Source organism: Gloeothece verrucosa PCC 7822, assembly GCF_000147335.1.
In the GTDB taxonomy this organism is placed as follows: domain Bacteria; phylum Cyanobacteriota; class Cyanobacteriia; order Cyanobacteriales; family Microcystaceae; genus Gloeothece; species Gloeothece verrucosa.
Window position 1 is genome coordinate 628950 of record NC_014533.1, and the last position, 23056, is coordinate 652005.

Genomic DNA, 23056 nt, shown 5'->3' on the forward strand with positions numbered 1-23056 from the left:
ATCTTATTTTACCTCACACCTTTAATGGTTAGACATGGAAACTATGGTTTTTTTCAAGAAGTTTATGCATAGATAACACAGCTTTTTCTTAAAAATATGTGTCAAGCTTTACTTTCTCCAAAACTCATAAAGAATAATATCTAATAAACTATTTTCTTAATAAATGTCAGAATTTTTCAACTGTTAAAATGAGCTTTTTAAAGCAATTTTTTAGACAAAATCGTTAAAATTAGCAGTATTTATCTTAGTTTAAACTAAATACAAATTTATCCTCAATATTAATATGTAAATTAAGATTACAATCTAATTAGTTCAAATTTATTAACTCTTAATAAGTATCTGGACACAATTAAAGTTAACTGTTTGGTAAGGGAACACCGGCTCTGGGAACAGGGAACAGGTAAAACTTTCAAGGTTTTTACATTTTTTAACATAAAGTGCTTTATTGATGTCCAGGTACTTACATTTATTAATATATTAAAATAATTATCAGTTTTTTCGATTAAACTAATGTTTTAAATACTGGCATTTAGGCATGATTTCCGAATTAAAAAGGAAAAGATTTCTGGCTATTTGATCACCTTCGTATGACACAAAGTCATACTTAAAATCAAGGCACATTAATTACATTTTGTCAATAATATTTAGATGCGTTTGCCTTGGGGTTTTATCTTAAGCGATTGCCCAGTATTTAGGAGAAGGATAAGACGACAGCAGGAAAAATTTTCAACCTAAACTCTTTTTCCTTCAACCTAACATTCTGGGATTTTGTCAGAGATACTGCATCTTAATTTCTAGCATTAGCAGAACCGCAACTATTTTTAAGTGCAGATTCAACTCTCTTTAATAAAGATAATTTATCATACTCCCGATACTGACCAGCAGCAATGCGAACAGGATCTCCTGCATGATATCGCTCGTAAAGAAGTTGGCGCTGACCAAAGGCATCTCCGGTAACGTCCCAAGCTAATTTTAGCAAATGAAGTCGCTCCTGTGCCGATACCTCAGTTCCCCGAAAGTAGCGCTCAATATCTGCACCAATAGGAGTATTAAAATCTTGTTCCATTGGGCAAGATATTAAACCTCCAGCCCCTAAAGTCTGGATAACCTCCACCATTCGCGCATTCATACGTGGGAAATGGTAGCGAAGTGCCACAAGAGGCTCAATCGCAGGACATAAAGTGCCCCAGGGGGTTTTTTGGGCTTCTCGTTCCGACAGTAAAACCGCGCCTTTGACAAGTTCTAAATACCCTAATAGCTCCCCTAACATCTCTTGAACGTGCAGGAATGAATTAGTTTTAGCCATCTCCGCTAAGGCGATCGCAATGCCTACCAATAGCTCGGCCTTTGCCAGTGCCCGAACAGCCCCTTGATGGCTGGTGTAATTACGAGCATTTGTTTGAGCGTACAGAACGTTAGCTAATTCCACATTTCCATAAAAGAAAACCCGTTCCCAAGGAATTAGCACATCATCAAATACGCAAGCGGCATCGATTTCCTCGAATCGGCTGCTTAATGGATGATCGAAAAGAGACTGATTAGTGCGGCTAAAAGATTCTCGACAAATCAAGCGCAATCCTGGTGTATTGATGGGAATGCTAAAAGCAAGGGCGTAGGGTTCGTCTCCGGGTTTTAATCCAGGTAGAGGAAAGACGAATAACTCGTCCGCGAGGGGGGCAAGGGTAGAAATCATTTTGGCTCCCCGCACTAATAATCCATCTGCTGTTTCCTGTACCACCCGCAAATGAGCATAGGGATCTTTCTGTTCGCCGGAAGCTTTTGAGCGGTCTACTTGAGGATTAACCAGGGCGCAGCTTAAGAAAACATCATTCTCTTGACAATAGTTGTAGTAAGTCAAGATGTTATCAGCAAAATCGCTATTAACTTGACCGAAAAAGTCTTTAGCGGCAGCAAATGCCATAACGGCGGTATTAAGAAAATCTGGTGACCTTCCCATTAATCCGAAAGTTGCATCCGCGTAGGTTTTAATTGCCATGCGACGCTTTAATAGATGGTCGTGAGTAACGGGGGTCAGGAAAAAGGTACTGGTTTTATTATTGGTATCTGGAGAAGAATAGGTCAAAATCTCCGATAACTCTGGTTGATGTTGCTTGTCATAAAGACTTGCAATAGAGGCAATTGGCTCAGTAAAAGCGTAATGGGTTGTAACGTCATCGATTTTTTGTCCTTCTATCCAGACCTCGCGGTAATTTTTTAAACCCGCTTTGTATTGTGCCCCAGTTCTAATTGTCATAAAATATTTCTCCTTGTCCAATTTAAAGGAATTTAATTAACAGGGAAGATATAAGAGTCAGGAGTTAAAAGGCGAGTTAATTGTTAATTGCAACTCCTGTCTCTTTTAAATAAAGTGATTGCTTGAGATGTTTCTTAGGCGTTTTGAAAAATGGTAGAATTGTGACAGAGCGTCGCTTAAACTCCTACCGCTACACCAGCATTAGCCGTTTCTCGCTCAACCTCCAAAACATAAGGCTGATAATTTGAGTAAATAGACTTTCTTAAGGGAGCCATTACTGGGTTGAGATCACGAGGTAGTGATTTAGGTTCAAACAGCCCATCTTGCTCCCATTGATCGGGATTCAAACTGATTCCCCAAGCATTTAACCAGATAGGCTGCGAGAAATTTTGAAGTTTTTCCGGCATGGTATCTTCTACTGCCAGTAAGAAGATTACTTGAGCCAGTTCTTCTAAAAGTTTTAAACTGTCTTTACATCCATTAATTAATTCTTGATCGGTTTTATTAAATTTCACATGGAGTGAGCGCATTTCATCAACAAAAGGTAACTCTCCTAAATAATCGAAATATTCAAACTTTAGTCTGTTTGATGAATTATCCGACCAATCATTCAGTAATTGTTGGACTCGATGGGCTAAAGAATAAATTTCCGCCAAAACAGGTTGAAATTTTGCCATTCTGTCCGGATCTAGAATCACTGAGTTAAGACTCACCGTTGAGAGAGTAGACCAAGAAACCAACGCTCCCCAGACCGATTGCAAGGCAAACGTTATCGGTTTTTTCCCAATAAGTGCGTAAATATTTTCATAGACTAAGTTTAATTGATCGATAGTGTCTATATAAAAAACGTTAGCATGATCTACCGTTCTTTGGCTTAACTTGTTATTAAGATCAAGTTTGATTAATTCAGTAGTGAGAGAATTTGCCAAAAAAATTAAATCAAATCCAGGAGAAAATAAGGGGTCTACAAATGCTGCGGCTTCACCAACACAAGCCCAACGATTTTGAGAAAATACCTGATGAGATGAGTGGCTGTATTTGGGTATTTTCATGAAATCTTTCGGCTGTCGGTCTTTTAAATAATCAGCCAACGCCGGTTCGTGCTTTTGCAACCATTGGCAGGCTTTTTCATAGGTATGGTAATTGTGAAAATTATGAACCTCGTCACTAGCAACAATGCCAACACTGGTGCATCCAGAAGACAAAGGAATTAGCCACACCCAGTAACCCTCGCCCATTAAATGATTAGTGGAGTAATAGCGCAGATTGTTAGGAACTTGAGCGTGCCACTTTGACTCCGTAAGGGGAACTAGGTCACTCACGTCAACGCGCCCATCGAGCCGAAACCACACAGCACTGCGGTTTTTGGCATTGGCTTTGCCTAAACCAAGCTTGTTCTGTAATAGCCGACGACGACCTGTTGCATCAACAACCCACCGCGCTTTTACGGATTGAGTTTCTTTAGTGTCTAATTTTTTATAAATAACTGTGTGAAACTCTTCACCGTCGGTAAGTTTAACATCCTGTATGGAACAATTTTCTAGTAAATCTATTCCGGCTTCGATGTTAAAATTTCGCAAATCATTCTCTAGTTTCCCTCTGTCAAGTTGATAGGTAAAATCTGAGTGGAAGATTTCAAAATTTCTCACGCCAATTTCTGGGCGCTCGCCGAAGGGGGCTTGAGGATCACCAACAAAATATCGCAGTCCGAGTTTAGGCAGGTGATATTGTTGAATGTAATCTTTTAACTGTAGAGTCTCTGTAAAATAGTGAGCGCCAATTTCAACGGTTGATTCACCTACTTTGAAGGTAGCCTCCGGCAAAGGTCTTGCTAGGCGATCACAGACTAAGATGGATATTTTAGGCAGATTTAGTCTTAACTGTCGTGCTAAAGTTATTCCGGCAATGCCTCCGCCACAGATAACTACGTCATAGGCATCTTGAAGATTAGGAAGCTGAAAATTCTCAAAAGATTGTAGCATCATAACACATCTTAATTTTAAAAAAGTAAACAACATTCTTGTTGAGGCAAGAAAACGGGGACTAACGCCAATCGTCTATGATGTAAGCACCAGGGCGATTAAAAGCAGGTTCGTTGGGATTTAGCATTGCAATGCCCAAGCGATCAATCCGAAAACCAAAAGCGAGCATTTGTTGATAAGCTTCTTGGCGGGCAGTATTAACTCCTCCGATCAATTGGGAAGCTCCTTGCCATCTACTGAGTGTCTCGCATTCTTGGAGTAATTGCTCAAAATTTTGTCCTGCTTTTGCCCCCAAACGTATTGCCGCAAATTTGATATAGCAAGCGTTACTTCCGGCCTCAGTACCTTTTCCGTAATGACAAATTGCGAAAGCACTTAAACCTTTGTCATCCCAAAGAAAAAGAGTATCGCCTAAACTTTGGTCTTCTACAATTCGAATTTCTCGTTCTAAATCTAGACCATCGTAAATAGCGTCGGTTAATTCCTGGCTTGATCTGAGACACTCTATTTGTTTGTCTTTGGGAAGTTCGGAGTATCTAAGCCCCTGCGGTAGCTGTTTGGTTGGTTTGACTTCCTTAGTCATGACAGCCGTTAGAAAACGGGGGTAGAAATCAAATTTTTGGTACAAACTAAGGTGCAAAGGGCTGTTAGGAAAGGTGAAAAGACCCACCTGTTTATTGTTCCATCGTTTAAAACATTCTAAAACAGGTTCGATTAAGCGTGGGGCTATTTTCTGACCCCAAAAATCCGGATGAATTGTTAAAGGGCCGAAAAATCCAAAGCTTCCCCAATTGCTGGCAAAATTTGAACCTACTAATTTTCCGTCAATTTCAGCCGCAAAAACAGCAGTAGGATCGGTAAACCAGCGCTTGATAAAGGTCATATCACCACCATACTGAGCCGGATTTGGTAGTTTTCTAAAAGTCCCAAAAGCTAGTCGGAAGATTTGATCGGCAGCCGTTAATTCATTTTGTTCTAGTGGACGAATAGAGACCTGCATCACCTTTTTACCTTGTGCCTAAGTAATACTGAAGAAATATGACTCATTGCGTCAATTATTAATTTTTTTAGCAGTTACGCACTCTCGATTAAAAACTAAGACTTACGCACCATAACCCAATTTTATGGGTTTGAGATTCCTCGCGATCCTTGGCAAGGCTCAGGACTCAGAATAACATAAACTCGTTAGTTTAGTTTCTAAGTGCGTAACTGCTATTTTTTCAGGTTTTAAGACAATTGACGCAAATGGTCACATTTAATGTTGTTCTAATGAATTTTTGAGGTTAGTAACAAGATGAGCCATCTTGCTTGAGGTTATGGGATTCATTTCCTTTTAAAGCAGGTGTAAAAACACAGACAAGGCGTAAAGTTTTTTTAGCTCGGAGGTAATGCTTATCATGCTTATTCAGCGCATACATACTACCGGCTTTGATGGGATAAATAGTACCGTCTGCTTCGACTTCGCCTTCCCCTTCAATGCAATAACAAGCTTCCATGTGGTTTTTATATTCGAGTAATGACTCGGTCCCTGCATTGACGATGGTGTCGGTTAGAGAATAGCCCATTCCATCTTTTTCAATCAAGAATCGGCGGCTTTTTCCGTTGCCCCATTCAACATCTCTTTCAGTGTTCAGAAGTTCGCTTAATTGAGTGATAATCATTGTTAAAATCTCCTATTTGTACTGTTGAAAAATCTAAAATCAAGGTTGAAAAAAAGCTGTTTTTGAGCGATATTTGCATGAAACTATCGAAACAACATTTATGATAGTTGTACCCAATCAAACGGCTTACGCAAAATCATAAAAGACATTCCTGTTGCTCCGGCAAAGTTATCCAAAATCAAACCATGTTCGTTCCTTGCCACTATTCCCTGTCCCTGGAATAGGCGATAAAGACGATAACGAAAGTAGTTTTTTAAGAGTTTTAGTAATGGTACATACTGCACGTAATTTCGAGGATATAATTCAGCATCCAGTCGCGGAAGTAAATACCAAGGACAACTCATTAACCGATGGTGTGCGTTGTGATAATTGTTGTTCAAACACAGTAAAACACTAAGCCAGGGCCGCAAGACAAGAGAGTAAGAATTAGTTTCTTCATACTCTAAAGTTTGTTTCGGCACTTCTCCTTTAATTTGAAAAGCTGAATAGGTGTGTTGAAAGCCTTCTATAAATTGAAGGGTGTGAAGAAAGCCGATGTAGCCAATAAAATAAAATATTAGGGAGCGAGGAGAATACAAAGCTAAGGCTGTAATTAAACCTCCTCTTAGTATTATGAGCAATACCTGAGAAAAACGCTCATTTTTACGGTTTTTACTCAAAAAAGGAGACAAAATAATCATCCAGCGAAACATAAGATTGACTATTGGGATACACAGCCATTCCAAAACAACAATTATTTTTAACAAAAGTTTGGGAAGCGACTGTAAAAAATCAATCATCGAGAAAGGATAAAAAGGAGAAAAATCAGCCCGGTAGATATGGTGGGCAAGATGATGGGAGGCTAAATCACCAAAGGGGCTATAGCAAGAGCCAGTGATGAAAAGCATGGCTTCTCCAAATACCAAGTTTAGACGAGAGTGAGCAAAAATATTTTGGTGAAAAAATTCATGAACAAAAAAAGCCGCCCACGTTAATGTATGCGTTAAAAGAACAACTCCTAACAAGTTTAACCATCCATTATTTGCCGTAATACAAAATAAGGACAATCCATAGCCGCCAAATATATATGCTATGACTATTCCGTTAAGCCAGTTGTTACGATGGTGAGCATAAAACTTAGGGTTAGGAATTTTCTTGGCCACTACCGATGATATAGGCGCTAAGAGGCTATTAGTAAACATGAGCGAGTTAATTTCAGTCATAGCTCAACAGTTCCTTTTGCTGTGGTAAGAACATCATCGAAACATCCAATTAGTGAGTTTGCAATTTATTTTGCCAATAGATTTGCTCAAACAGCAGTGTAACTGTAACCAACAGTTTTTTAGCTAAAAACTATTGAGACAATTGCACTTATCAGTAATAGCAGGGAAAATATTTTGAGGATTTAATAAGCCGTAGCCACTAAAAGTTTTGGAAAGAGTTTGAAATAGCACTATTGTTAATATAACCCTTGGTTTTAAATCCTTCAATATTTTTATGTAAATTGTACAGTATTAAGTTTTTAAATAAAATAAAACACATCAAAGCTTTATTGAGTTTTAGTTTAACAATCTATTTTGAGAATAAACCCTATTACTATAACCTCTTTTTCTATAAGTACCTGGACAAAATTAAAGTTAACTGTTTGGTAAGGGAACACCGGATCTGGGAACAGGGAACAGGAAAGGCTTTCAAGGCTTTTACATTTCTTAACATAATCAACTTTATTGATGTCCAGGTACTTATAATAATGTAACAGAAAATAAATATTTCTTAACATTGTTATAAGATTTTCCTGAATCTTAAAAAATGATTAATTAATTAATAATGGCTTTGGTGCATGAATAGGCAACGCGAGAATATGATAATCTTAAGATCTCTGTAAATTGTTTTGCTATCCCTGTAAATTGTTTTGCTAATGAGTAAGAGTAAGAATAAGAATAAGAGATCACGTCAACTCTGTCGCGTCTGTAATAAGAAAAAAGACGAAGCATTCCTTAAAAAACGAGGAATTTTAACATTTTGGCTAAGTAGTGACGTGGTAGGTGCAACAAGGCCTTTTTCAAGTCGGAAACCCCAATTTTTGAAAATGCCAATTTGGCACATTTTTAGCGACCTACATCAAGCTCTATCTTAAGGATGAATTTTGTAAAAAAATAAGGAATAGTCTTTAGCACTTTTGTGGTCACAATTATTGCTACATAACAGTAATTATTTGGGGGTGTCCTTTCATGAAGTTTTCTAACTCTTTACAAGTGACAAAATTCGAGGATGAATCACTGTCTCAAATATTACAACAGCAGATAACAGACAAAATCTCAAGTTTTGACTATGCTGTTCTTTCTCCAGAAATCCGAAATCTTGTCCAAAATAGAACTTGCGAACTTAAAAGTTTGATGCGACGAAGCGCTCAGGATATGATTGAGATTGGACAAAAGTTAATTGAGGTTAAAGAACAGTTAGGTCATGGATATTTTCGGGCTTGGCTAAAAACAGAATTTGAATGGAGTATAAGAACAGCAACTAGATTTATGCAAGTCACTACTCAATTCAAAGCAGCTAATCTTGATAATTTAAATATTGCTGTTTCTGCTCTTTACCTTTTAGCAGTACCATCTACTCCAGAAAAAGCACGCCAAGAAGTTTTGGAGCTTGCTCAAAGGGGACAAACGATTACTTATAGTAAAGCGAAAGCAATCATTAAGTTTCATCAACAAGAAGCTCAACTTCAAGCAAAGCTATCTTCTCAGTCGTTAAACTCTCTAGAGATGGCAAAAAACCAGGAGGCTTCGGCTCTGCCCAGTCTTTCCCCGCCATCAAACTCTCTAGAGATGACAAAAGACCAAGAGGCTTTGGCTCTGCCCGCTCCTTCCCCTCCGTCAAACTCTCCAGAGATGACAAAAGACCAAGAGGCTTCGACTCTGCCCGCTCCTTCCCCTCCGTCAAACTCTCCAGAGATGACAAAAAACCAGGAAGAGATGACAAAAAACCAGGAAGCTTCGGCTCTGCCCGCTCCTTCCCCTCCGTCAAACTCTCCAGAGATGACAAAAGACCAGGAGGCTTCGGCTCTGCCCCGTTTTTCCCCGCCGTTAAACTCTCTAGGTTTAAAAGAAGAAAAAGTTGTAGATTTGCCCGCTTCTTCTGAGCCTTTAAATTTTAAAAGAGAAAGCTGCTCTAAAATAACCGAACAATTAATTGGAACTTTATCTGATCATTGCTCGGATGATAATTGGCTTTCTAGAAAATTTTCAAAAACAGCATTTCAATTAGAGCCTGAAATTAGTCCTTGTTTGCGAATCCTTAACATCCAACCAGAAAATTCCGCTTTGCTCATGAATATTGCTCACACTTTTGAATTAAGTTTTTCGGGGACACGAGTGACTTTTGAAGGAGATCTAAAAGCATTATTTTTCTTATTTAAGTATATGCAAAATAATGCCTGTTTTGCGGAACAAATTTTACAACAAGTGAGATATATTATTGATGATTTAGGTTATGATTGGGATGATTTTATTGACCCAACTTAATTATCAAGTTCACTCCCAATTTTAAAATGCTCTAACTGGAGTAGCATATTTTGTAGAGATAGTGCCTAAAATGTCTCTACAAATTTTTTAATTTTCATCAAAAATTAAAGTTTAATAAAATTTAATCTTTAATAATTTCGGCTAAAATGCTAGGAGTTACGCACTCCGAATTAAAAATAACAATTTTATGTCATCCTTCGTTACCGCTTAGGAACTCGGACAATTTTAAACCCTGATGATTTGGTTACAGTGCGTAAGTCCTAAATTCTTGAAAAAATCTGAAAAATTTTTAGCCTTCTAATAAAAAAAATAGTTGACAAATAAGAAATATAGATTTAAGATGATTTTGAGGAAGAAAAATAAGCGTAGCCACAATATCTTAAGTAGTTTCGGAAAAGTTTGTTATTCATTAATTGAATTTAAATAGCCACAATTTAGTTAATCTAAAATCATTAAAATTTTAAAATTTATTTAATTATTAGTGATTTAGAGATAACTAAAAAATTTAGGCCAAGTTAGCTATTGGCTAAAAAAATTCAACGGAGCTACTTAACCATGACAAAGTATTTCACTCCCACTACTGTTGCTATTGGAAATTTTGACGGCATACATTGTGGACATCAACAAGTCCTTCAACCTATTTTGAATTCAGCAGGTCATCAAATCCCCAAAAATGGTTGCCAAAATCAATTTTTTTCATTTTCTACTGAATGTAATGAAACTCAAATTTATTATCCTACTGTCGTTACATTTAATCCTCATCCAAAACAGTTTTTTAGCAGACAGCATCGCCCTTTGCTAACTCCTCTACAGGAGAAAATTAAACAACTATTATCATTAGGCATTAAACAAGTAGTACCACTGACTTTTAATGAGGAATTAGCAACTATTAGTCCTCAGCAGTTTGTTGAGAAAATTTTAGTACAACAGTTAAAAGCTCAAAAAATTAGTGTAGGACATGATTTTCGTTTTGGGTATCAACGTAAGGGAACCGCTACGGATTTACAAGAAATAGCAGGATCTTTTGGCATTCCCGTTACTATCGTTCCTCCTTATACTTATAAAGGCGAACGTATTAGCAGTTCATTGATTCGTCAAAGCTTAGAGCAAGGCAACCTCCAATATATTAAAGCTTTGTTAGGCCGTTCTTATACTCTTCAAGGTTTCACTGAAAAACAGCAGGAAATGGGAGATTTTTCCCGGATTAAACTTAAGCTACCTTCAGAAAAGCTATTACCTAGACCTGGAAGTTACGCAGCAAGAGTTTTTATAGAAGACGCTAACCAAACGGCGTTGGAAACAGCTATTCTAAAAAATTTATCTTGCCAATTTTCTTTTCCTTTACTTTATCAAGGGATTGTTAATATCAATAACTTTTTTGGCATTAATGAGGAAGAATCTTATGTAGAAATCTATTTGTTAGATTGGCCTGGTGATTTACAAGGACAAACCATAACTATAGAACTAGAATATTTTTTACGACCTCAGCTAGAATTTACTTCTTTAGAGGCTCTCAAAAAACAGATTCAGATTGATCTAAGCCTAGCTAAGGTCATGCTTGATGTAAAGCCGACATCTTTTGTTAAGCAACAAAAAGAACATTTGCTTAGTAAGAGTGTACCTTAAACACTAGCAAATTTTTTGAATTTTTTAAATTTTTTCTAAAGCAAACAGATAAGTGGTTGCTTTTTAGAAAAACCCTTCCGTCAACTAAGTTTCAATATTAGTTGAACCTATTTTTTTAAAGGTAATTATTTATTTCTGATTTTCTCATCTTTAATTGTTGGAAAAAAGAATTAAATACAGCTTTAGAAAAAATAGGTATCAAAAAAAGCTCTAGTTATCAACTCAAGGTGGAATCATGGCATTAGTAAAATCTTCTGCTCAAAATCCTACAAAAGTCTATCAAGATAGGAATCTCCAAATAATATTTCTTACCATTCTAATGGCAGTTTTGGGGGCGACCAGTATTACTCCTGCTTTTCCTCGGCTGGCACGAGAGCTAAGTATCCCTACAGAACAGGTCGGATGGCTAACTACAGCTTTCATGTTTCCTGTTTTTTTAGCAACTCCTATTACGGGTCTTCTTGCTGATAGATGGGGAACCAAAAAAATCGTCGTTCCTTCGCTTATTTTATTTGCAGTTGCTGGAACAGCTTGTGCTTTTATTCAAGACTTTAAATCCTTGATAGAATTACGCTTTATTCAAGGAATTGGAGCGGCTAGTTTAGAATCTTTGGGTTTGACATCCATTAGCAAACTTTACTCCGGTGAAAAGCTTACTGCTGCTATGGGTTATAATTCCAGTGTTATTGGCATGGGCTTAGTAATTTATCCTTTAATTGGCGGCGCTCTTGCTACCCTAGGATGGAGATTTCCTTTTCTTCTGCCGCTAATAGCTATTCCTGTAGGAGTTATCGTTTTATTTAAGCTAAAAATTCCTGAAAAAAATAATACCCAGAATTTTAAGGAATATTTAGGCAGTGTCGGAAAAAGTATTAATAACCATCAAGTGATAGGGCTTTTTGTGGCAACTTTTTCTCTTTTTGTTTTACTTTTTGGTGCTTTTTTTACTTACATTCCCATGCTAGTCGGAACGACTTTAGGGGCTTCTGACTTATTCATTGGAACAATTCTATCAACGATGGCTGTCACTATCGCTTTAGTCTCTGCACAGTTGGAGAAATTGATAAAATTTTTCTCAGAACTGATCCTTATTAAGGTATCTTTCATTCTTTATGCCATCGCCTTAATTATTATTCCTTTCATTCATTATGCTTGGGCGGTTTTAATTAGTGCTGTTATTTTTGGCTGCGCCCATAGCCTAGTTTTTCCCTGTAGCCAAGCCCTTTTAGCTAGGTTAGCACCCAATGATTGTCGGGCCGGATTTATGGCAGTCAATGCAACTATTCTTACATTTGGTCAGGCAGTCGGGCCTCTCATCGCTGGTGCGGCTTTTACCCTATGGGGGATGAATGGTGTTTTTTATTTCAGTGCCATTTTTTCAGCAGTCACCCTAATCTTACTTCAATGGCTACTGCCACAACGGTAAGTATTGCTATCAGTCTTTCAAGGGACGGAAAAGGCAGGGGCAGAAGTTTATCAGGTGACTGCAAAATTGAAGTTAATTCTATCTAATTTCATCTATAACTTGTTAAACCTCTTGCATAATTGTCGGCATCCTGTAGCAGATGAACAATGAAATTAACATCCACGCCCAAATTTTAAATGACTGCGCTCTTGTATTAGGGAAAATTTGAATTTTATTTCAAATAAACTTTTGCTTTCTGCCTTCGTTTCCTTCTTTCATCACCTTTTTCTGATCACCGAGGTGGGTTTTGAGCCATACCTCTTGATTGATTTATATCTAACACTCTAGTAGAGGTAATTGATCATGAGTACACTACAAAAATATCATGGATGGATGATTTCAATTATCGACGAACCCATTGGCTTTTCTTTTTACTGCTGTTTTCCCCTAAAACGTATCGCCCTTGATGGCTGCCAAATTTATTCTACTCAGGAACGAGCTTTAGCCATAGCTAAGGATAGAATTGATTTAGCATTAGCTTGTTTGGCCTTAATGAATTTTTTAAATGAAGCCAAACAACGCCTTTACTATCTTAGTTCCCAAGAACATGAAGTTTTAAGTTATTACCTGATTGATTTGGCTCAATTTCAAAAGCAAGATACGGTTTGGGGTATGGGTTCATAGATTTAATTTTTTTGTTTAAATCTCTTGACAGGCTTCAAAATATTTAGTATTTTGGAATTAGCAAGATGACTGGTCATATTAAAATGCCAAAAGCAAACGTGCGCGATAAATTACTAACGGCGGGACTTGATGTAATACACCGTCTTGGCTTCAATAGATGTAGCGTGCAAGATATTACTCAATTCGCCGGCGTACCGAAAGGCTCCTTTTACAATTACTTTGAAAGTAAAGAGGTATTTGGGGCAGAGATTTTAAAACTTTACTGGCAAAAAGCGGCTTCTAGTTTAAAACTTCTCAGTGATAAGACACAATCACCTATCGTGCGACTCGAGCTATACTTTGATTCTTTGGCTGAGTTAACGAGTTTGGACTACCAGCGCGGCTGCTTACTAGGAAACTTCTGTGGTGAACTTTCAACCCAAAGCCCTTTAGTAAGAGAGTTATTATCTTCTCTACTCACTATATGGGCAGAAACACTTGAGAATTGTATATGCGATGCTCAAAATAAAGGTGAAGTTCGCTCAGATCTCGATGCCACCACTCTAGCCCACTTTTTAGTCAACGCTTGGGAAGGCTGTGTATTACGCTCCAAAGTCGAGCAAGACGGACGCTCATTCGAGCAATTTAAAACCATAATCTTCTCGTCCATTCGCGCGAGCGATAGCTAACAAATATGCCCAGTTATATTGCACAAAACAAGATTCAGACTACTACATTAAGAGAGTTTTTTATGTCCAAAACAGTCGTGTACAACCCTTCCATTGCAATTCCTTGCGACGCTTATTCTCAAGCAATCAGCACTCAATCTCTAGTTTTTTGCTCCGGGCAACTTGCCTATGATGCCCAAAATGATCGAGTATTTGACGGTTCAGCAGCCGAACAAACAGAGTATCTGATGAAAAACATTCAAGCTGTTTTACAAGCAGCCGGATTACATTTTAAAGATGTCGTCAAAAGCACTATTTACTTAACCAACATGAATGATTTCCCGGCGGTTAATGAAGTGTACGCCCGCTATTTTTCTGAAAATCCGCCAGCCCGCGCTACTATTGGAGTCGCGGCTTTGGCAAAAGGTGCTTGTGTTGAAATTGAAGTCATTGCCCAACGCCATTAAAACCGCCATTTTATTTCAGTTATTTCTGTTGAAAAGATAGTAAAGCTATCAAAGTATGATTAACTTTGAGTAAAAAGTAAAAGCTTGTCAAATAAAAAAGTCGGATAGCTTCAATTTATTAATACTGACACGGCTTAATTACTTAAAAAAAAGAATTTGGAACTTTAATCAATTCGATGATAAAGATAGATTCATTTCTAATTAGGGCAACACAAAAATTTAACATAACTTGCTCTTACCTAAATAACATCATTGATTTAGTTCCAGCTACTTAGGCTTTACTATCTATTACTTTTAGTCTTTTGGCTTTTAGTAACTCCAAAATTGTAAGGCAAATGCTTTTTGAATAATTATTGATTTAACTACTATGTCACCATCAATCATTTTACCGATAAAAAGTCAACAAAATCCTGACACAATAAAATCAAAAGAGTTAATACTCTTCCGTGAAGAAATTCAACATAACATTCAAAATAGAGAACAGTCTTCTACCAAAAACCACCAAACTCAATCCAGTAAAAAAGTTGACCAGTTTTTAAAAAAATGTGTTTATCAAGGAAAATGTTTACACCCAAGGAAGTTTTGTCGTCGGTGGTTTGGCATAGAAACTCTAGATCAATATGGGATACCTCGCTATACAGAACATCAAATTTTAGCCATTGAATCCGAACATGGCTATCGGGAAAAATGTATTAACTTAATTGCAAGAGTTTTAAAAATTAAGCCCAATACAATTCAGCGATGGGGAAAGGGAGTTGAATTTGATAAAATTCCTCAAAACAAGCGAGAGGAATATGAAACCTACCTAGGTTATATTGATACTTTAAGAGTTATGTCTCTTAGTATTGCCAAGTTAAATGAAGATTTTTTGCCCGAACTATTGCACCGTTTAGATTTTTCTTAACTTTTTGAAATTAATCTTTATTGAGCTAATACTGCCTTAATATGAGAAGTGCCAATTTGGCACTTTTTCCCATTACTACTTATGATAAACCCCTACAAGACATTCAAGACTCTATTGTGTACTAAATCCATGAATGCAATAAAGTACCTGGACAAAATTAAAGTTAACTGTTTGGTAAGGGAACACCGGATCTGGGAACAGGGAACAGGAAAGCCTTTCAAGGCTTTTACATTTCTTAACATAATGAACTTTATTTATGTCCAGGTACTAAGGATTTTTATTATGTCTTCTGTCTCCTGACTGCTGTCGTGCTAACAATCAATAAAGCTATTATCCCCCATATTCTTACTTCGGGAGAAGGTTCTGGAATGGCTTGGGGTTCTTCTAATACTGAAACAGCATATTCTGCAATCAGTTTATGAGCAGTAGTTGTCGGATGGATACTATCCCAGAAAAAAACTTGATTCGGGTTGCTACCACAAAGACTAGAAAGATCCGAAGCGGGTAAAGCACCTATTACTGTATTACCTAAGCAAGAACCGGTTACATCCTTAAAACCAAATTGATCGGGATTAGCAAAAACTTGATTGAATAATCCATTAATATCTAAAGAAACAATATTTACTTGGTTTAGTTCGCTTTTTAAAGCGTGAATACTTTGGGCTAGACTAGCGTTGTATTGAATAGTAGATTTATTAAGTTGGTTAGAAATTTCGCTATTGATAGTGCCTGGCAAATCTCCTAAATTTGGCAAATTAGCTACTAAAATATTTTTAGCTCCCCCTAGAGCAAGATTACGCACCCCTGTTAATATATTCATAACAGGCTCATTAATATCAATAGTGCCATTAGAAACAAAAAGATCGTTAAATCCCCCTGAAACAATGTAAAGCGCGTTCGGATTAACTGATGGAGTAGTCCCTAAAAAATTATTAATTTGCGATAAAACTCCCGTTAAATATAAACTAGGTATTGATGAAGGTGCAACCGCGTTATATAGCCCAGACGTTGCCCCAAGTACGGCAAAATTATTGTTTGAATTAGGACTTAAATTTAAATCCTGAGCCAGATATTCGGCCCAGACATTACCATTGGTAAGACGGCCTTCATAGTAAGGCTGTGGAGGAAATCCTGAACCAAAAATATTTTTGGTGTAATTATAATAATTTCCTACATCTAAGTAGCTATCTCCAAAGGCATAAACGGCTTCAAAGTTGGCGGCTAGAGTTTTTATCGGAAAAATAAAAGACAAAAGACACAATCCAGTTGTTATCACTTTTGACTTCATAATCATCGTTTATAATCCATTAGACAGTAACAATTATTATTAAAACTGTAATTGTTAATCAAGGCTTTTAGGATTAAAATTTTAAATTTAATTAAACTCAAAATTTTAAAAATCTTATGCCTGCTAAAATTCAATCTAAATCTTAAGTTATTTTTAAAATAACTGATAAATTCATGTTTGATTTTTTGATTTTGAAATTAACTGTACTCTTTTGAGTAAATTTGTATATTTTTTGAAAATATTATTAAATAATTAATGTTTAAAATCATTTTTTAAAACCGTTTATAATTTTTATGTAGCCAAAATATAGGAACTATTTTTATGAGCAGTATTAAAAATTTAGCAATTACTGTTGGAGCGATTTTAGTTACTTTAGAAACCGGTAATATAGCTAAAGCAGCTATTTTCCTGGGCAACTCTCCCCAAAAACTAGGAAACGGCATGATTAATTCCTATGTAGTAGTTGATGACCTAACCGGCGAGCCAGCCTCTATCGGTCTGACTTTTGATGTAGGAATTTTGTCAGGTTTATCTGATGGAGAAACTGATTCAGAAGATCATAGCCATGAACATGAGCATATTGACACAGTAATGTTGTCATTGCCTAGTCAAGCTTCCTCCACAGCATTTGAATTCGTGGCAGTGAATTGGAACCCTGATGGACATCCTCCTACGGGTGTTTATAATACTCCTCATTTTGATTTTCACTTCTATACCATTCCGCAATCTATTCAGCAGCAAATTAATCCGGCAAATCCTCAATTTCCTTCAGCAGCCTACAAAGTACCTCCTCCAGGTTTTGTCCCTGCCGATTATTATTTAATCCCTAACACAGCCGTTCCCGGAGAAGGGTCTCATTGGGCTAATTTCAATGCACCCGAATGGCAAGGAGTTCCTCATGGTTTTGAGCAGACATTTCTTTATGGTTATTGGCAAGGAATCATGGCTTTTCAAGAACCTATGGTTACCTACGAATTTTTAATAAATCAACAAAATCGATCAACTTTTTCTGAGGCAATCAATTTACCCGCTTTTTTTCCCAAGACTGCTTTTTATCCTACCAGCTATAGCATATCCTTTGATTCTTCAACAAGTATTTATAATGTGTCTTTAGACCACCTTACATGGCGCGTAGCGACACCTGTTCCCGAACCCTTTACCCTTTTAGGTGCTGGTATAGCCGTAGGATTTGGATTTCTGTTTAAACAAAAATTTCCTTCATGAGATTTAACCGTTTTTTGGCGAGCGCATTCGCTTAACTTACACTTTTGATATTTTATTTAGGACTTACGCACCATAACCCAATGATAAGGGTTTGAGAGTTCCGAGCTATAGCGAAGAATGACATAAACTCGTTAGTGCGCGTTTCTGAGTGCGTAACTCCTAAGCTAACACGCATTTAATTTTTATAACTTTATTTTTGGTACAAAGGTTCAATCCTTTCCCCTTTCCCCTTTCCCCCTTCTTTATCTGGACTAATAATTTAGATGCGTAACAGCTTATTCGCGATCCTTCGCCAGGCTGGTGGATGACATAAAATCAAAGAAAAACAAAAACTGTTTAATTAATTTTTTCAAATCCCGATAACAGTAGAACCAGCGTTAAAAATTATATTGCCTTTAACTTCAATAGAACCAAATAAGGTTGAATTGCCATTGTAAGTAAAGTTTTTAGCCGCTAAGAACTTGCCTCGGGTATTGGCTGCACCATTGTAAGCAATAGAACCTTGAGCAATAACCCGCAATTGACTGTTTGCATCGGTGGTTGTGGTAGCCCCATTAAAGTTAATACTACCGCTATTACTGCTATTAGCTAATAAAGTCGAACCCGAAAAACGCGCTCCTCCATTCATATTAATAGAGCCAGAAGCAAATACCGATAAATTACAAGACTGAACATTAGCTAGATTTACATTACCGTTGTTAGCAATTAAAACTACATTGTTGAGGTTATGACCTTGACCGTTAAAATTAATATCTCCTCCTTCCACAATAATTACATAATTACTGATATTTACGCCGCTAGGAATCGTTAAGCCGCCATTAGTAACACGAACCACAGTAGGCGCAGAAGGCGTACCGGCTGGGGGGAACTTCGTAGCCCAATCTGAGGCATTATTCAGGGGATTTTGTTGAGAATTGAAGATAACAGTAGGTGTTGCTGTGGGAATTCTACTCGTTAATTCCTGATTTAAAATATCTGTATAAGCGGGAACATTGACCGTCTGTTGCTCAATTACTTGAGGTGGAATGAGATTACCATATTGACGAGTAGTGGCATTGCTAACGGTGTAATTAGGAGCTACCGTAACCGCCCTATCTACCAAAATCAGCTTACCAGAATTATCTAGTATTGCATTACCCTGAGCATCTCGCAGAACCGGTAAAGTGATATTACCGTTAAAGGTAAATCCTTTACCCGCATAAATAAGAGCATCGTCTTCAGTAATTAGTGGATTTCCATCAAAATCGCCACCTCCGTTAATTGTGACAGTTCCTTCCGCTTTAATCGTAAAGGCAGGGGGTTGATCATTATTAACGATAGTTCCAGTTCCTTGAGCTTTACTCAAAATAGCATTAATAGGATTGCTTAGATTGAGCTTAAAAGTTTCATCAGGTTCCACCAGAAGATCTCCTTTAACGGTTACGGAAATGGTTTTACTGGTTTCTCCGGCGGCAAAAGTCAATGTTCCGCTTGCCGCTAAGTAATCAAGTTGTGCGGTAGCTGTACCGTCAGCAGTGGCATAATTTACACTGACTGTTTTAGCAGAAGCGGCAGAAAGACTCACCGTAAATATAACGATTTGTGTACCACTGTCCCCTTCAGTAATAGTTTGATCACTAACAGTTAAAGCGGGTTCATTATCGTTATCAATAATCGTACCAACAGCAACCCCATCACTTAGAGTAGCATTTGTCGCTTCAGTCAAATTGAGTAGGAAACTTTCATTAAACTCATCAAGTTGATCATTGAGAATTTGTACAGCAACCGTTTGTGAAGTTTGTCCGGGGGCAAAGGAAAGGGTGCCGCTTGTGGCTGTGTAGTCGAGTCCAGAAGAGGCTGTATCATCGGCGGTAGTATAATTGACCCGTATAGTTTTGCCACTAGCAGCAGAAAGCGTCACATTAAAGTTAGCGATCACAGTACCGTTATCACCTTCAGTAATGGAAATATCTCCCACCGATAGGGTAGGTGCAGCATCATTATCAATAATTGTCCCTTGTCCTTGATTATCTCCCAAAGTCGCTAAACATGGGTTACTCAAAACCACCAAGAAGTTTTCGTCAAATTCATCCTCAATATCGCCAACAATAGCAACAGCAATTGTCTGACTCGTTACACCAGGGGCAAAGGTTAAAGTGCCCGCCGTTGCCGCATAATCCAGCGATGAGTTTGCACTTCCGTCTTTGGTGGCAAAATCTACGGTAACGGTTTCACTACTGGGTTCTGATAAGCTGACAGTAAAGATTGCATTCGTGGTGTTATTATCCCCTTCTACTAAGGTAACGTCATTAATGGTTAAGCTAGGAAGCGGCTTCACATTAACCGTAAACTCGTCAGTCGTGCTTCCTCCGTCATCATCTGTCACCGTCAAGGTAACTGTATAAGCTCCTCCATTAGCATAAATATGAGTAGGTGTCAATGAGTCTGTATTACTGGTTCCGTCGCCAAAATTCCAGACAAAAGTATGAGTATCGAAAATACCGGGGTCTGTATAACGACCCTCAAAATTTATGGGTTGACCCTGATATACAATGCGATTTAATCCGGCTTCTACTGTAGGAGCGACATTAGAGACATTGACTTCTAAGTTTCTGGTGGTCAGTGCCCCTTCTGAATCTTGTACATTAAGAGTCACCAGATAAATTCCATTTTCAGCAAAAACGTGATTAACATTTTGTCCGTTTACTGCATCGCTACCATCCCCAAAATTCCAACTGTAAGTAATCGCATCATTACCCGGATCATTGGCGATAGCATTAAAGTTAGCCGTTGAACCTTCAGAAGGAGTTAGATCGCCAGTAATATTGGTGATTGTCGGTGCTTCATTATTAACTGTAATTGTGACGGTATCGCTATCGGTTCCTCCGTCAGAATCAGTCACTTGTAAAGTAGCTACATAGACCCCACTGTTAGCATAAACATGAGTAGGATTAAGTTGATTACTGAGGGTTGTTCCGTCTCCAAAATCCCAGATAATTGTATGGGTGTCTAGAATACCTGGGTCTGTAAAACTACCATTAAGGGTGATTGCTTGGCCTTCGGAGACGGTTTGATCTAATCCCGCAGACACCACAGGGGCGACATTATTAACTGTTACTAATAAAGTTTGACTGGTGGATGCTCCCTCAGCATCTGTCACGGTTAAAGATACGGTGTATTCGCCATTATTTGCCCAAATGTGGTTAACCGAAGCCGCATTAACGGGGTCGCTATTATCACCAAAATCCCAAGTATAAGTTAACGCATCGTTGCCGGGATCAGTTGCTGTCGCACTAAAGTTAGCAGAACTTCCCTCATTAAGAGTAGTTTGTCCGTTTACATTGGTTAAAGTAGGAGCCAGATTGTTGACTGTAACGGTGAGGGTATCAGTACCGATATCTCCATCAGAATCTATTACACTAAGCGTGACTGTATAGGTTCCGTTATTTGTATAAGTATGAGTAGGAGTTAAGTTCTCGCTTGTTGTAGTACCGTCTCCAAAGTTCCAGACAATGCTATGGGTGTCTAAAATACCAGGGTCAGTATAACTACCGTTGAAACTGACGGTTTCTCCTTCAGAAGAGGCAAAGTCTAAACCCGCATTGACTGAAGGAGCAACATTATTAACGGTAACACTTTTGCTTTGCTGTGCTGTCTCGCCTTGAGTATCGGTAACTGTTAAGGTAACGGTATAAGTCCCGTTATCCGCAAAGGTATGACTAACCACTTGACCGAAAACGGGGTCACTATTATCACCAAAGTTCCAACTATAAGTTAACGGATCATTATTGGGATCGATTGCTGTGGCACTAAACGTTGCCGGGGTTCCTTCATTGACGGTTGAAGGACTCGAAACATTGGTAATTGTGGGAGCAGAATTATTGACATTTACGGTTAAGGTTTGGGTTGCGCTGCCGCCATTCGTATCTGTAACCGTTAGAGTGGTGATATAGGAGCCATTATTAACAAAAGTATGAGTTACCGTTTGGCCCGTAATTGGATCGCTACCGTCGCCAAAATTCCAAGTATAAGTTAACGCATCGTTGCCGGGATCGGTTGCGGTAGCACTAAAGTTAATTGGTGTCCCTGCCTCTACATTTTGATCGGCTTCTACACTGGTAATAACGGGAGGCGCGTTATTAACTGTAACCGTTACTGTAGTTTCATTAGAACGAATTCCCTGATCATCTCCAACCGAATAACTAAAGCTATCAGTACCGACAAACCCTCCATTGGGGGTATAAGTAAAACTTCCGTCAGGGTTGAGTGAAACATTTCCGTTCGTGGGAGCTTGTCCAATTTGTACGAAGGTCGGGTCGATAGTTCCATCTTCATCGGTGTCATTAGCCAAAACGTTGATCACTACCGGCGCGGCTTGAAGGGTTGTGCTAGTATCACTATTGGCCACTGGAGGGACTTGTTGATCCCCTTCACTGAGAATCACAACATTATCAATAGTGACAGAACCTTCTTTTGTTCCAAAACCGAGTAAATCAAAGTAGAGTTTAGCTACCGTACCGGCACTAATTCCCGTTAAATCTACTTTAACCGTGCGAGATGAATTAAGACCGATTACATCCCCTGAAGTAGTTGCCCCGTTTATCTTGACTTTTGGACTAAAGTATGCTTTTCCAGTAGATTGTAGATTGAGGAAAGAGTCTGTTTGAGTCAGTCCGCTTGCGGTTCCCACCAGTGGGGTAAGGGTATTCGCATCCAGTAAAGCCGCTTCAAAAGCATCGCCGGGGGCTAGGGTACTGCTATCTAGGTCACTGTTGACGAGGGTAAACTGAAGGGTTTTAGCGCCTTGTGGAATAACAAAGCTTTGAGAGAAATTGCTCAATAGAGGAGAAGTTTCTCTTAAAACCGCTTGTCCATTAACAATTGCTGTCGAGCCTCGGGTTGACCAACCATAATTAGGATCGTTGTTATTAGTAATATCAAAGTCACCATTGAGAACCGCGATCAGTGGACTGGCGGTTAAAGGTGCGTTGAGGCCGTTTATTGGAGTGTTAGTTAGATTAGCGTGACGAGCCAGATTGAGGATTTGAATATCGATATTTGAGGGAAGTTTGCGAATACCTGGGGCTAACCTTGTATTCATCAGATCATAAGGATAAGCTGTAGTATCGAGGTGTGAGGAATCGCTCGTTAATTGGGCACTGAAATTATCACCTACAAAGACTGGAGAGCCGTTAATCATTTGAATATAGCTATCAAAGCCGCTCCATCCCGAGATAAAGCCAGCTAAATGTCCCATTTCATGAAGTATCGTGGTGAGTAAGTCGTATTTGCCATAAGCTTCTGAGTTAGAAGCGGCTTTTAAAGCCCAATTGCTCAGAGATTGGTTAAATTCGCTGTTTTCAAAAGGCGTAGAATCGATAAACCAACCCAAAGAATTAGCATCCTCGTCGATAGCAATAGTTCCGGCG

At 38.2% G+C, this 23056-nt stretch carries 15 protein-coding genes; 8 read left to right on the forward strand and 7 right to left on the reverse strand.

Annotation, left to right across the window (positions count from 1 at the left end; all coding sequences use genetic code 11):
• Positions 1-787: 787 nt before the first annotated feature.
• From hpaB to CYAN7822_RS29465, 5 genes are all read right to left on the reverse strand, one after another.
• A complete protein-coding gene (hpaB, locus tag CYAN7822_RS29445) occupies positions 788-2254 on the reverse strand; it encodes a 4-hydroxyphenylacetate 3-monooxygenase, oxygenase component (RefSeq protein WP_013334618.1) in 1467 nt (488 codons plus the stop codon).
• Between the two features lie 176 nt (positions 2255-2430).
• On the reverse strand, positions 2431-4239 hold the full coding sequence (locus CYAN7822_RS29450; RefSeq protein WP_013334619.1) for an NAD(P)/FAD-dependent oxidoreductase: 1809 nt from the start codon (positions 4237-4239) through the stop codon (positions 2431-2433).
• Positions 4240-4297: 58 nt separating this feature from the next.
• On the reverse strand, positions 4298-5236 hold the full coding sequence (locus tag CYAN7822_RS29455) for a GNAT family N-acetyltransferase (protein WP_013334620.1): 939 nt from the start codon (positions 5234-5236) through the stop codon (positions 4298-4300).
• A gap of 283 nt (positions 5237-5519) precedes the next feature.
• Positions 5520-5897, reverse strand: a complete 378-nt coding sequence (locus tag CYAN7822_RS29460; RefSeq protein ID WP_013334621.1) for an ectoine synthase — start codon at positions 5895-5897, stop codon at positions 5520-5522.
• Between the two features lie 98 nt (positions 5898-5995).
• The gene (locus CYAN7822_RS29465; RefSeq protein WP_013334622.1) at positions 5996-7099 is read right to left on the reverse strand and encodes a fatty acid desaturase family protein; all 1104 of its coding nucleotides are present in this window, start codon (positions 7097-7099) and stop codon (positions 5996-5998) included.
• 1008 nt (positions 7100-8107) lie between these two features.
• On the opposite strand from CYAN7822_RS29465, the gene CYAN7822_RS34940 reads away from it, so the two are divergent.
• The 7 genes from CYAN7822_RS34940 to CYAN7822_RS29500 all read left to right on the forward strand — a co-directional run bounded on the left by CYAN7822_RS34940 (position 8108) and on the right by CYAN7822_RS29500 (position 15136).
• On the forward strand, positions 8108-9403 hold the full coding sequence (locus CYAN7822_RS34940) for a DUF3102 domain-containing protein (protein WP_013334623.1): 1296 nt from the start codon (positions 8108-8110) through the stop codon (positions 9401-9403).
• A 555-nt stretch (positions 9404-9958) separates the two neighbouring features.
• Positions 9959-11029, forward strand: coding sequence for a riboflavin biosynthesis protein RibF (ribF, locus tag CYAN7822_RS29475; protein ID WP_013334624.1), 1071 nt, complete (start codon positions 9959-9961; stop codon positions 11027-11029).
• Between the two features lie 235 nt (positions 11030-11264).
• Positions 11265-12455, forward strand: a complete 1191-nt coding sequence (locus CYAN7822_RS29480) for an MFS transporter (RefSeq protein ID WP_013334625.1) — start codon at positions 11265-11267, stop codon at positions 12453-12455.
• A gap of 342 nt (positions 12456-12797) precedes the next feature.
• The gene (locus tag CYAN7822_RS29485) at positions 12798-13118 is read left to right on the forward strand and encodes a hypothetical protein (protein ID WP_013334626.1); all 321 of its coding nucleotides are present in this window, start codon (positions 12798-12800) and stop codon (positions 13116-13118) included.
• Positions 13119-13183: 65 nt separating this feature from the next.
• Positions 13184-13786, forward strand: coding sequence for a TetR/AcrR family transcriptional regulator (locus tag CYAN7822_RS29490; protein WP_013334627.1), 603 nt, complete (start codon positions 13184-13186; stop codon positions 13784-13786).
• A 62-nt stretch (positions 13787-13848) separates the two neighbouring features.
• The gene (locus tag CYAN7822_RS29495) at positions 13849-14232 is read left to right on the forward strand and encodes a RidA family protein (RefSeq protein ID WP_049802776.1); all 384 of its coding nucleotides are present in this window, start codon (positions 13849-13851) and stop codon (positions 14230-14232) included.
• Positions 14233-14599: 367 nt separating this feature from the next.
• Entirely contained in the window at positions 14600-15136 is a 537-nt protein-coding gene (locus CYAN7822_RS29500; RefSeq protein WP_013334629.1) for a hypothetical protein, read from the forward strand.
• Between the two features lie 280 nt (positions 15137-15416).
• Here CYAN7822_RS29500 and CYAN7822_RS29505 read toward each other — a convergent pair whose 3' ends face one another.
• Complete coding sequence (locus tag CYAN7822_RS29505; protein WP_013334630.1) at positions 15417-16430, reverse strand: SGNH/GDSL hydrolase family protein; 1014 nt, start codon at positions 16428-16430, stop codon at positions 15417-15419.
• Between the two features lie 315 nt (positions 16431-16745).
• On the opposite strand from CYAN7822_RS29505, the gene CYAN7822_RS39780 reads away from it, so the two are divergent.
• Entirely contained in the window at positions 16746-17648 is a 903-nt protein-coding gene (locus CYAN7822_RS39780) for a PEP-CTERM sorting domain-containing protein (protein ID WP_013334631.1), read from the forward strand.
• Positions 17649-17997: 349 nt separating this feature from the next.
• On the opposite strand, the gene CYAN7822_RS40570 is transcribed toward CYAN7822_RS39780, so the two are convergent.
• Positions 17998-22884, reverse strand: coding sequence for a beta strand repeat-containing protein (locus CYAN7822_RS40570; protein ID WP_425365349.1), 4887 nt, complete (start codon positions 22882-22884; stop codon positions 17998-18000).
• Between the last annotated feature and the right edge of the window lie 172 nt (positions 22885-23056).

Coding starts and splice junctions, on each gene's coding strand:
- CYAN7822_RS40570 (WP_425365349.1), bottom strand. CDS start 22,884: ATGGGACATTTAGCTGGCTTTATCTCGGGATGGAGCGGCTTTGATAGC.
- CYAN7822_RS29465 (WP_013334622.1), bottom strand. CDS start 7,099: ATGACTGAAATTAACTCGCTCATGTTTACTAATAGCCTCTTAGCGCCT.
- CYAN7822_RS29460 (WP_013334621.1), bottom strand. CDS start 5,897: ATGATTATCACTCAATTAAGCGAACTTCTGAACACTGAAAGAGATGTT.
- ribF (WP_013334624.1), top strand. CDS start 9,959: ATGACAAAGTATTTCACTCCCACTACTGTTGCTATTGGAAATTTTGAC.
- CYAN7822_RS29500 (WP_013334629.1), top strand. CDS start 14,600: ATGTCACCATCAATCATTTTACCGATAAAAAGTCAACAAAATCCTGAC.
- CYAN7822_RS29455 (WP_013334620.1), bottom strand. CDS start 5,236: ATGCAGGTCTCTATTCGTCCACTAGAACAAAATGAATTAACGGCTGCC.
- CYAN7822_RS34940 (WP_013334623.1), top strand. CDS start 8,108: ATGAAGTTTTCTAACTCTTTACAAGTGACAAAATTCGAGGATGAATCA.
- CYAN7822_RS29490 (WP_013334627.1), top strand. CDS start 13,184: ATGACTGGTCATATTAAAATGCCAAAAGCAAACGTGCGCGATAAATTA.
- CYAN7822_RS29495 (WP_049802776.1), top strand. CDS start 13,849: ATGTCCAAAACAGTCGTGTACAACCCTTCCATTGCAATTCCTTGCGAC.
- CYAN7822_RS29480 (WP_013334625.1), top strand. CDS start 11,265: ATGGCATTAGTAAAATCTTCTGCTCAAAATCCTACAAAAGTCTATCAA.
- CYAN7822_RS39780 (WP_013334631.1), top strand. CDS start 16,746: ATGAGCAGTATTAAAAATTTAGCAATTACTGTTGGAGCGATTTTAGTT.
- CYAN7822_RS29450 (WP_013334619.1), bottom strand. CDS start 4,239: ATGATGCTACAATCTTTTGAGAATTTTCAGCTTCCTAATCTTCAAGAT.
- hpaB (WP_013334618.1), bottom strand. CDS start 2,254: ATGACAATTAGAACTGGGGCACAATACAAAGCGGGTTTAAAAAATTAC.
- CYAN7822_RS29485 (WP_013334626.1), top strand. CDS start 12,798: ATGAGTACACTACAAAAATATCATGGATGGATGATTTCAATTATCGAC.
- CYAN7822_RS29505 (WP_013334630.1), bottom strand. CDS start 16,430: ATGATTATGAAGTCAAAAGTGATAACAACTGGATTGTGTCTTTTGTCT.